Below are 10,664 nucleotides of genomic sequence, written 5' to 3' on the forward strand. Positions count from 1 at the left end.
AAAAAGGCCATGCGCGGCGTTGCAAAGCCTTGTCGGGGGCCTACCCCGACGGCGTTTTGCGCCTTGCTCATGGCCTTTTTGACTCGCAACGCATCCTTCAATATTAGTGTGAACAGGCCCTAGTCCAGCGTCACGCCCGAGTCCTTGACCACCTTGCCCAGGCGCACGGTTTCCTTTTTGATCAGTTCGCCGAACTGGGCGGGTGTGCCGCCCACCACCGGGGTGCCCAGCGCCTCCCATTTTTTGTGGAATTCGGGTTCTTTGAAAATGGCATTCAAGGTGCTGTTGAGCTTGTTGATCACAGGCGTGGGCGTGCCGGCGCGTACGGCAATGCCATGCCAGGCGCTGAACTCGTAACCAGCCACCCCGGCTTCGGCCATGGTGGGCACGTTGGGCAAGGACGGGCTGCGTTTGGCGGAAGTCACGGCCAGCGGCGTGAGCTTGCCGGCCTGGATGTACTGCAGCGAACTGCCCAGAACGTCAAACATCACGTTCACCTGGCCGCCCAGCAGGTCGTTAAGGGCCGGGCCCGCACCCCTGTACGGAATGTGGGCCATCTTGATGTCCATCTGGCTGTTGAACAGCTCACCAGCCAGGTGCTGCGGTGTGCCGTTGCCGGCCGAGGCAAAACTCAAATCGGGTTTGTTGGTTTTAGCCAAGGCAATCAACTCCTTGACGCTTTTCACGCCGAGCTTGGGGTTGACTTCCAGCACCAGCGGAAACGATGAAATCTGGATCACCGGCGCCAGGTCGGTGAGCGGGTTGAACGGCATGCTGCGAAACAGCGTGGCGTTCACCGCCATCGGCCCGCTGGCGGCCAGCAGCAGCGTGTGGCCGTCGGCCGGGGCTTGCTTGGCCACTTCGGCGCTGCCCAAGTTGCCGCCTGCGCCCCCCTTGTTGTCGACGATCACCGTCACGCCGAGGCGGGTTTGCAGCTCGACACTCAACAGGCGGGCCATCAGGTCGGTCGGGCCACCGGGCGGGTAGGGCACTACAAAACGGATGGTTTTACTGGGATAGCTGTCTTGTGCCTGGCTGGCCAGCGGCGCTATTAGCGACAGGGCGGCTGCGGCGCCCAGTGTCATGGTCAGTTTCAGAAAAGCGGTACGTTTCATGTTGTCTCCTTATGTTGTAAATGTCAGGCGGCGCCGAAGCGCTGGCGGATGTCGTGTGCACGGGCCAACGGGCGGCCAAGGCTGCTGGCCGCTTCAACGGCCTGCGCCACCAGCGCGGCGTTGTCGGGTGCGGTCTGGTTGTTTTTAAGCTGGAGGTTGTTCTCAAAGCCCACCCGCACATGGCCGCCCAGTGCCGCGGCTGCGGTCACGCAGGCGTGTTCAGTTGCGCCAAAGGCGCACACCGCCCAGGGCTCGGGCCCGGTGTGGGCGTGCACAAAAGGCACCAGGTCGCGTGGGCTGGAGGTTTGCCCGGCGGTGTAGCGGCCCAGCACGAACAGCAAAAACCAGGGGGCCTCCGGCACCATGCCGCGCTCACGCAGGCTTTGCCAGCGCTGCAGGTCGGCCACGTCGTACAGAATCACTTGCGTCATGACCCGCTCGCGCGCCAGCCAGCCAAAAAACGCCGCGAGCCCGGCCTCGCCAATGGCCGGCTGGTCGATCTCGCGCAGCCCCACCGACACGGCTTCAGGGCGCAGCGCCTGCACCATGGCGATTTGTTCGGGCGCCTGGTAAACGCGGGCGGCTTCGCTGGTGATTTGCAGCACCATGGCATCGCCCACGGCGGCCTTGACGGCCTGCAGCGCGTCGCGGTAGCCCTGCACGTCCAGGCTGTGGCGGCCTTGTGCGTTGCGGATGTGCAGGTGCAGCATGGCCGCGCCCGCGTCCAGGCAGGCTTTGGCCGTGGTGGCCAGGCTGGCGGCGGTCAACGGGACTTCGGGGTGGTCGCCGGCCTGCTTGTAGGCGCCGTTGGGGGCCACGGTGATGATGAGTGATTCCGGGGTCATGGGCGGCTTGTCAGAGGTTTCGGTCCAATGGGGGCAATTCATCGGCCAGCAGAGCCAGCCCCTTTTGCAGCAGGTGGTCGTAGCGCAGCCGTTCGGCCTGGCGGCGATCTTCAGGCCAGTCGTAAAAGCCGGCACCGGTTTTCATGCCCAGGCGCCCGGCGCTGACGTGGCCTTGCAGCACACGGGCAGGCTCGGCCGTGTTGGAAAGGCTGGGGTACATGGTGGCGGCCGCGGCACAGTGCACGTCCAGCCCGGCATGGTCGCGTTGCAACACGGGGCCGGCGGCCAGGTAACGAAAGCCAAAGCCAAAGCGCACGGCGGCGTCCACGTCTTGCGGCGTGGCGATTCCTTCATCAATCATGGCAAAGGCTTCGCGGGCCAGCGCATGTTGCAGGCGGTTGGCCAGAAAGCCCGGCTTGTCCTTCTTCACCAGCACGGGCACGCTGCCGCAGCCGCGCATGTAGCTGCACAGCCGCTCCGCCTGCGCTGGGTCTGTCTGCGGGCCCAGCACCACTTCCACCAGCGGCACCAGATGGGCTGGCATGAAAAAGTGCAGGCCCAGCATGCGATGCTGCGTGGCCAGTCCCTGGGCGATGGCGCTGATCGGAAAGCTGGAGCTGTTGCTGGCCAGCAGCGTGTGGGCCGGTGCCAGCTGGACCAGTTGCGCAAACAGCGCTTGTTTGGCGGCCAGTTTTTCCGGGATGCACTCAATCACCAGCGCCGCGTCGCTCCAGGCTACTTCTTGCAGCGCGGCGACAGCGAGGACCCGGTCGGCGCGGGCGGCCAGGCCGAGCGGTTCCAGGCTGGCCTGTACATGTGTCACCAGCCGGTCCCGCTTGTCGGCGTGCGGGTCAGTCACCGTCACGCGGCAGCCGCCGCGAGCGAGAACGATGGCCACGTCGGCGCCCATGGTGCCTGCGCCTATAACGACGGCGTGGGTGTGCCGGGGGTGCTCGGGTAGCAGTGTCAAAGCGATGTCTCCTTCAGATGCCCGTAGTCTAGAAAAACAGGATTACTTCGTCCAAACGATTTTTTCTATAGACTAATCAGATATGGTTATCAATTGGTCTGCCCGCGAGCTGGATGTTTTTCTGACGTTGGCCGAAACCCTGAGCTTTCGCCGCACGGCGGATCAGGTGCATCTGTCGCAACCGGCGGTTTCGGGCCTGATCTCGCGGCTGGAAGAGACGCTGGGCGTGCGGCTGTTTGACCGCACCACCCGCAGTGTGCAGCTCACAGGCGCTGGGCAGGTGTTTGTGGAGCAGGTCCGGCTGCTGCGCCACCAGTCCGACGAAGCCGTGCGAGCCGTGCGCAATGTGGCTGAGCTGCAGGTGGGGCAGGTGGTTCTGGCGGCTTTGCCGTCACTGGCCGCCACGGTGGTGCCTGTTGCGTTTGCGCGGTTTGAGCTGCAGTTTCCGGCTATCAGGCTGCAAGTCGTGGACATCTTGTCGGGCCCGGCGTTTGATCTGGTCCGTGCCGGCCAGGTGGAGTTTGCGCTCACGGCGGCCAACCCCGCCTATGCGGATCTGGACTACACGCCACTGGCATCGGATGGTTTTGTCCTGCTGGTACCGGTGACCCACCCTCTGGCGGCCAGCAGGCAGCCGCTGAGCTGGTCAGAAGTGGCCGCCCTGACGCATATTTCCATGCCCCTTCCCTCCAGCGTGCGCCAGTACGCTGACGCAGCGCTGCTGGCGCACCGCGTGCGGTTTACCCCGCGCTATGAGGTCGAGCATCTGGCCACCATCAATGCCATGGTGGCGGCGGGCCTGGGTGTGGCCGCTTTGCCCGAGCTTGCTGCTGCAGTGGCCCCCCAGCGAGGCCTGGTGCAGCGACGCCTGGTGGACCCTGACATGCCACGGCCGATCGGACTGGTCACACGGCGTGGGCGCAGTCTTTCACCGGCCAGCGCCGCCATGGTGGAGTTTTTGCGTCAGGAGATGCGGACCACATTGCGCGGGCCGGCCATTGATCATGGGTGATCTTGCTGGGGTTAACCCTAGACAGCCTTAGATGGTTGTCCCTATAAATCGGGATTTATTCCACTGAAGGACTTGACGGCGCTGAAATTGTTGCAAAATAGAACGACCGTTCGTTTTATTTTGTCTGGATGCCATGTCCGTCAGTGAACTCCCTGTCAAAACCGCTCGCAGCGCGCCCTTGAGCGCGGCGGTTCCCAAAAGCCAGCAAAAAGGCCAGCAGACCAAGGCCGCCATCGTCGACGCAGCGCTGGGCCTGGCCACGCAGATCGGCCTGGAGGGTCTGAGCATAGGCGCGGTGGCTGAAGTCATGCGCATGAGCAAGTCAGGCGTGTTCGCCCACTTCGGCTCGCGCGAGGAGCTGCAAATCTCGGTGATTCGCGAGTATTTCAGCCGTTTCGAAGAAGAGGTTTTTTACCCGGCGCTCGCCGAGCCACGCGGCTTGCCGCGGGTTCAGGCCCTGTTCGGCAACTGGATGAAGCGGGTTGCGGTGGAGCTCCAGTCGGGCTGTATTTTCATCAGTGGCGCGGTAGAGTTTGACGACCGGCCGGGTCCGGTGCGCGATGCCCTGGCCACCTCGGTGCAGACCTGGCTGGCCGCGATGTGCCGCGCCGTGGTGCTGGCCAAGGAAGAGGGTCATTTGCGCAGTGATGCCGACGAACGCCAGATGGCGTTTGAAATTCACGGCCTCATCCTGGCGCTGCACTATGAAGCCCGCTTTCTCAAAACTCCGGGCTCGATTGACCGTACCCTGCTGGCGTTTGCCAGCATCCTCGATCGTTACGCCACCGACAGCGCGCGCAGCGCGGCGCAGACGCTGACCAGCGCTTCGCTGAAGAAAAGTCCTCTCAAACCCTTGCCTTCCAAATCTGCTTCAAGTTCAAAGGACTAACCATGCCCACGTACAACCCCCCCCTGCGCGACATGCAATTCGTCATGCACGAAGTGCTCAAGGTCACCGACGAGTTGAAGGCCTTGCCCAAGCACGCCGACATCGACGCCGACACCATCAATGCGGTGCTTGAAGAGGGCGGCAAGTTTGCGACCGAAGTCACCTTCCCGCTCAATATCAGCGGCGACCAGGAAGGCTGCAAGCTTGACAAGATCACCCATGAAGTCACCCCGCCCAAAGGCTTCAAGGAAGCCTATGCGCAGTACGTGGAAGGCGGCTGGGCCGCGCTGAGTTGCGACCCCGAATACGGCGGCCAGGGCCTGCCCTTCGTGGTCAACCAGTGTTTGTATGAAATGCTGAACTCGGCCAACCAGGCCTGGACCATGTACCCGGGCCTGTCGCACGGTGCTTATGAAGCGCTGCATGCCCATGGCACCGAAGAGCAGAAAAAAATCTACCTGCCCAAGCTCACCAGCGGCGAATGGACCGGCACCATGTGCCTGACCGAGCCCCACTGCGGCACCGACCTGGGCCTGCTGCGCACCAGGGCCGAGCCCCAGCCTGACGGCACGTACAAAATCACCGGCAACAAGATTTTCATCAGCGCCGGCGAACACGACATGACCAGCAACATCGTGCATCTGGTGCTGGCGCGTCTGCCGGACGCACCGCAAGGCAGCAAAGGCATCAGCCTGTTCGCCGTGCCCAAATTCAATATCAACAAGGACGGCTCGCTGGGTTCGCGCAACGGCATTTACTGCGGCGGTATCGAGCACAAGATGGGCATTCACGGCAACTCGACCTGTCAGATGGTGCTGGAAGACGCCGTCGGCACCATGGTGGGCGCGCCCAACAAGGGTCTGGCCGCGATGTTCGTGATGATGAACGCCGCGCGCCTGGGCGTGGGCAACCAGTCGCTGGGCCTGACCGAAGTGGCTTACCAGAACGCACTGGCCTATGCCAAGGACCGCATCCAGATGCGTTCGCTGTCGGGCGTGAAAGCCAAGGACAAGCCGGCCGACCCGATCATCGTGCACCCCGACGTGCGCAAGATGCTGCTGACCGCCAAAGCCTATGCCGAAGGCGGCCGCGCGCTGTCGATTTATTGCACCATGCTGCTGGACAAGGAGCTTTACCACCCCGACGAGAAAGTGCGCAAGGACTCGGGCGAGGTCGTCGCGCTGCTCACGCCCATCGTGAAAGCCTTCCTGACCGACAACGGCCACATTGCCACCAACGCCTGCATGCAGGTGTTTGGCGGCCACGGCTTCATCAAGGAATGGGGCATGGAGCAGTACGTGCGCGACAACCGCATCAACATGCTTTATGAAGGCACCAACACCGTCCAGTCGCTGGATTTGCTGGGCCGCAAGGTTCTGGGCAACAACGGCGCCACGCTGAAAAAATTCGGCAAACTGATCGGCGCGCTGATCGCCGAAGAAGGCGTCAACGAGAAGATGGCCGAGTTCATCAACCCGCTGGCCTACCTGGCCGACCAGATGACCAAGTTCACCACCGAACTGGGCTTCAAGGGCTTCCAGAACCCCGACGAAGTGGGCGCCGCCGCGGTGGACTACCTGCGCGTGGCCGGCCACCTGGTGTTCGGCTACTTCTGGGCGCGCATGGCACAGGTCGCGCTGGCCGAAATTGCAGCCGGCAACCCCGACAAGTTCTATGTCGCCAAGCTGCAGACCGCACGCTTTTACTTCGCCAAGCTGTTCCCCGAAACCGCCACGCTGATGCGCACGGCACGCGGCGGCGCGAAGGCGCTGATGGACACCGACGAAGCCCTGGCCTGATGGTTTCAAGCCTTTTAAGGTGCTAGCCCTTATGAAACATGCGCTGACAGCTATTGTTTTGGGAGCAATGGCGCTCCCGGCCCTGGCCCAAAGCACCCCGGTGGGCCTGTGGCGCAACATCGATGACAAAACCGGCCAGGCCAGGGCCGAGGTTCGCATCAAGGCCGATGTCCATGGCGTGCTGAGCGGGGTGATTGAGAGAGCCATCATTGCCAGCCCGGAACCCCTGTGCACCGCGTGCACGGATGATCGCAAGGACAAGCCCAAGCTGGGCCTGGAAATCATCCGTGGCGCGAAAAAGGCAGAGGGCAAAGACGTTTGGGAAGACGGCAAGATTCTGGACCCCGACAACGGCAGAAACTACACCTTGCGTTTGACACCCCTAGAAGGCGGCGCCCGGCTTGAAGTGCGCGGCTCCTTCGGGCCCTTCGGGCGTACCCAGACCTGGGTGCGCGTTCAGTAATCCAGACAAATCAAACCCGACACGAAGAGAGAAGTCCATGTCACGTTTCCAAGTTAAAAAAGTCGCCGTCCTGGGCGCAGGCGTGATGGGTGCGCAAATCGCCGCCCATCTGGTCAATGTCAAGGTGCCGGTGGTGCTGTTCGACCTGGCGGCCAAGGAAGGCCCGAAGAACGGCATCGTCATCAAGGCGGTGGAGGGCCTGAAAAAGCTCAAACCCGCGCCCTTGGGCGTGCCCGAAGACGCGGCCCTGATCCAGCACGCCAACTACGAAGAACACATGGACGTGCTCAAAGAGTGCGACCTCATCATCGAGGCGATTGCCGAGCGTATGGACTGGAAGACCGACCTGTACCACAAGATCGCGCCCTTCGTCGCCGAAGGCGCCATCGTGGCCAGCAACACCTCGGGTCTGTCCATCACCAAGCTCAGCGAAGCCTTGCCCGAGTCCATCAAACCGCGCTTCTGCGGCATTCACTTCTTCAACCCGCCGCGCTACATGACGCTGGTCGAGCTGATCAACACGCCGACTACCGAGCCCAAGGTGCTCGACGACCTGGAAGCGTTTGTCACCAGCGCGCTCGGCAAAGGCGTGATCCGCGCGCACGACACGCCCAACTTCATCGCCAACCGCGTCGGCATCGCCGGCATGCTGGCCACCATCAAGGAAGCCGAAACCTTTGGCCTGAGCTACGACGTGGTCGATGACCTGACCGGCAAGAAGCTGGGCCGCGCCAGCTCCGGCACCTTCCGCACCGCGGATGTGGTCGGTCTGGACACCATGGCGCATGTCATCAAGACCCTGCAAGACAACCTCGGCCCCGGCAAGGTGGAAGACCCGTTCTCGGACATCTACGGCACGCCGCCGGTGCTGGCCAAGCTGCTCGAATCCAAGAGCCTGGGCCAGAAGACCGGCGCCGGTTTTTACAAGAAGCAGGGCCGCGACATTCTGCGGCTCGACCCTGAAAGCATGGACTACGTGCCTGCCGGCGCCAAGGCCAATGAGGTGGTCGGCCGCATGCTGAAAAAGCCCGCCGGCGAACGCCTGAAGCTGCTGCGCGAAGCCGAAGGCGCTGAGGCCCGCTTCCTGTGGGCGATTTTGCGCGACCAGTTCCACTATGCCGCCGTGCACCTGGAAAGCATTGCCGAAACCGCGCGCGACATCGACTTTGCCATACGCTGGGGCTTTGGCGCCAAACAGGGCCCGTTTGAGCTGTGGCAACAGGCCGGCTGGCTGCAGGTGGCCAACTGGATCCAGGAAGACATTGCCGCCGGCAAGGCCCTGAGCAAAGCGCCGTTGCCCGACTGGGTGTTCACCGGCCCGGTGGTCGAGGCCGGCGGTGTGCATGCGGCCGAAGGCTCCTGGAGCCCGGCCGCGAAGAAATTCATCGCCCGCCGCAAGCTGCCGGTGTATGCGCGCCAGCACTTCCCCGAGAGCGTGCTGGGTTCCAACGCGCCGGCCTTTGAGACCGCAGGCACGACGCTGCACGAAGACGACGCCGTCCGCCTCTGGACACTGGACGGTGAGCAGAATGATGTGCTGATCGCCAGCATCAAAACCAAGATGCACGCCATCAGCCCCGACGTGGCCGAAGGCCTGGCCCTGGGCGTGGACCTGGCCGAGAAAAGCTACAAGGGCCTGGTGATCTGGTCCAACGACGAGATGTTCTCGGCCGGCGCCGACCTGCAGGCCATGCTGCCCGCTTTCATGATGGGCGGTGCCAAGGCGATTGAAGGCGCCGAGGCCGAACTGCAGAACGTGATGCTCAAGCTGCGTTATGCCGCGGTGCCCGTGGTGTCGGCCATCCGTGGCCTGGCGCTCGGTGGCGGCTGCGAGATGGCGGTGTATTCGGCCAAGCGCGTGGCGGCCATGGAAAGCTACATCGGCCTCGTCGAAGTGGGCGTGGGCCTGGTGCCCGGCGCCGGCGGCCTGGCCTACATTGCACGCCGTGCTGCCGAGAATGCTGCCGCATCGACCAACAAGGACGTGCTGCCCTTCCTGACCGAAGGCTTTACCGCCGCGGCCATGGCCAAGGTGGGAACCAGCGCGATCGAAAGCCGCAAGATCGGCTACCTGCTCGACAGCGACGTGATCGTGCCGCACAAGGACGAGCTGCTGTTTGTGGCGCTCAACGAAGCCCGCGCCCTGTTCAATTCCGGCTACCGCGCACCGCACAAGCGGTCCTTCCCGGTGGTGGGCCGCAACGGCCTGGCCACCATCAAGGGCCAGCTGGTCAACATGCGCGACGGTGGTTTCATCAGCGCGCACGACTTCCACATCGCCAGCCTGATCGCCAACGTGGTCTGCGGCGGCGATGTCGATGCCGGCACCCTGGTGACGGAAGAGTATTTGATGACGCTGGAGCGCAAGGCCTTCTGCTCGCTGCTGGAGCACCCCAAGACGCAGGAACGCATCATGGGCATGATGAGCACCGGCAAACCGGTGAGGAATTGATGACTGATTTGACGACGATGCCTCCCAACCGCCTGGCGCGCCAGCTCGATCGCCTGAGCGACGTGCCGGCTTTTGCGCGCGGCTGGTTTCGCAGTGTGGTGCTGCGCCGCGCCGTGCCTTTTACCGGCACGGCAGGGCTGGACTTCATCGAGATGACGACCGGGCGTGTCGAAATCGGCATCAGGAACGAGAAGAAAGTGCAGAACCACATCGGCGGCGTGCATGCCTCTGCCATGAACCTGCTGGCTGAAACCGCCACCGGCATGGTGGTCGGCATGAATGTGCGCGATGACTGCATTCCGCTGGCCAAAGAGCTGAAGATGGCGTTCAAAAAGCGCGCCACCGGATCGCTGCGCGCCGTCGCCACGCTCAGCGACGAGCAGCGCGCTGCCATGCAGGCCAGCGACAAGGGTGAGGTCAATGTGGCGGTCACCGTGACTGACGAGGCCGGTGTGAATCCGGTGGAGTGCGAGTTTGTATGGGCCTGGATTCCGTCCGGCCCACGAAAGTGACAGCCAGTCGTGACAACTACAAAGAACTTATCCGGCGAGCCTGATTCAGGTTCCCTCTCCCGCGTGCGGGAGAGGGCTAGGGTGAGGGCAAGAGCGCTTCGCCAGGGGCAGACCGACGCCGAGGCGCTGTTGTGGTCGAAGTTGAGGGACCGCCAGATGCTGAACCTGAAGTTCCGTCGCCAGCGTCCCGTTGGACCGTATTTTGCTGATTTCGCCTGCCTTGAAATCGGCCTGGTGATCGAGCTGGATGGCGGCCAGCATGCTGACGGTGTGTCTGTCAGTTATGACCAGAAGCGCAGCAGCGATATGGCGGCTCTCGGTTTCCAGACTTTGCGGTTCTGGAATAACGACGTTTTAAACCAGCTGGATGCGGTACTTGAACAAATACTGCAAACCGCAGAAACCCTCACCCCAGCCCTCTCCCGCAAGCGGGCGAGGGAGCAAGAAAGGCCCGAATCCTGTACCCAGTCCCCTCTCCCGCTTGCGGGAGAGGGTTAGGGTGAGGGCAGCAGCCTTTGTCCTACCAAGCCAACTTATTGAGAAACAAGGAACTACCCATGAAACAAGTCCAGGAAGCCTACATCGTTGCCGCCACGCGCACGCCCAT

Annotated in this window: 10 protein-coding genes; 7 read left to right on the forward strand and 3 right to left on the reverse strand. The window is 63.0% G+C overall.

Features of this window, described 5'->3' with window-relative positions:
* Positions 1–119: 119 nt before the first annotated feature.
* The 3 genes from V6M61_RS15610 to V6M61_RS15620 are packed head-to-tail and all read right to left on the reverse strand — an operon-like array spanning position 120 to position 2,870.
* A complete protein-coding gene (locus V6M61_RS15610; RefSeq protein ID WP_332777499.1) occupies positions 120–1,115 on the reverse strand; it encodes a Bug family tripartite tricarboxylate transporter substrate binding protein in 996 nt (331 codons plus the stop codon).
* A gap of 23 nt (positions 1,116–1,138) precedes the next feature.
* Positions 1,139–1,960 (reverse strand): 3-keto-5-aminohexanoate cleavage protein, encoded by an 822-nt coding sequence (locus tag V6M61_RS15615; protein ID WP_332777500.1) that lies wholly within the window; start codon positions 1,958–1,960, stop codon positions 1,139–1,141.
* Between the two features lie 10 nt (positions 1,961–1,970).
* Positions 1,971–2,870 carry a 3-hydroxyacyl-CoA dehydrogenase family protein gene (locus V6M61_RS15620; RefSeq protein ID WP_442957791.1) on the reverse strand — a complete coding sequence of 300 codons (900 nt, stop codon included), beginning with the start codon at positions 2,868–2,870 and terminating at the stop codon, positions 1,971–1,973.
* Positions 2,871–3,012: 142 nt separating this feature from the next.
* Here V6M61_RS15620 and V6M61_RS15625 point away from each other — a divergent pair, with 142 nt between their 5' ends.
* The 7 genes from V6M61_RS15625 (at position 3,013) to V6M61_RS15655 (ending at position 10,555) form a co-directional block, all read left to right on the forward strand.
* The gene (locus tag V6M61_RS15625; RefSeq protein WP_332777502.1) at positions 3,013–3,942 is read left to right on the forward strand and encodes a LysR family transcriptional regulator; all 930 of its coding nucleotides are present in this window, start codon (positions 3,013–3,015) and stop codon (positions 3,940–3,942) included.
* Positions 3,943–4,075: 133 nt separating this feature from the next.
* The gene (locus V6M61_RS15630) at positions 4,076–4,831 is read left to right on the forward strand and encodes a TetR/AcrR family transcriptional regulator (protein WP_332777503.1); all 756 of its coding nucleotides are present in this window, start codon (positions 4,076–4,078) and stop codon (positions 4,829–4,831) included.
* 2 nt (positions 4,832–4,833) lie between these two features.
* The gene (locus V6M61_RS15635; RefSeq protein WP_332777504.1) at positions 4,834–6,630 is read left to right on the forward strand and encodes an acyl-CoA dehydrogenase C-terminal domain-containing protein; all 1,797 of its coding nucleotides are present in this window, start codon (positions 4,834–4,836) and stop codon (positions 6,628–6,630) included.
* A 31-nt stretch (positions 6,631–6,661) separates the two neighbouring features.
* Positions 6,662–7,093, forward strand: coding sequence for a DUF2147 domain-containing protein (locus V6M61_RS15640; RefSeq protein ID WP_332777505.1), 432 nt, complete (start codon positions 6,662–6,664; stop codon positions 7,091–7,093).
* A gap of 37 nt (positions 7,094–7,130) precedes the next feature.
* Positions 7,131–9,545, forward strand: a complete 2,415-nt coding sequence (locus V6M61_RS15645) for a 3-hydroxyacyl-CoA dehydrogenase/enoyl-CoA hydratase family protein (protein ID WP_332777506.1) — start codon at positions 7,131–7,133, stop codon at positions 9,543–9,545.
* On the forward strand, positions 9,545–10,057 hold the full coding sequence (locus V6M61_RS15650; protein ID WP_332777507.1) for a DUF4442 domain-containing protein: 513 nt from the start codon (positions 9,545–9,547) through the stop codon (positions 10,055–10,057). Before V6M61_RS15645 ends, V6M61_RS15650 begins: the two co-directional genes overlap by 1 nt.
* 81 nt (positions 10,058–10,138) lie before the next feature.
* Positions 10,139–10,555: an endonuclease domain-containing protein gene (locus V6M61_RS15655; RefSeq protein ID WP_332777508.1), complete on the forward strand. Its 417-nt coding sequence runs from the start codon at positions 10,139–10,141 to the stop codon at positions 10,553–10,555.
* The last annotated feature ends 109 nt before the right edge of the window (positions 10,556–10,664 follow it).

The sequence above is a fragment of the Polaromonas sp. genome, assembly GCF_036676035.1.
Taxonomy (GTDB): Bacteria; Pseudomonadota; Gammaproteobacteria; order Burkholderiales; family Burkholderiaceae_C; genus Polaromonas.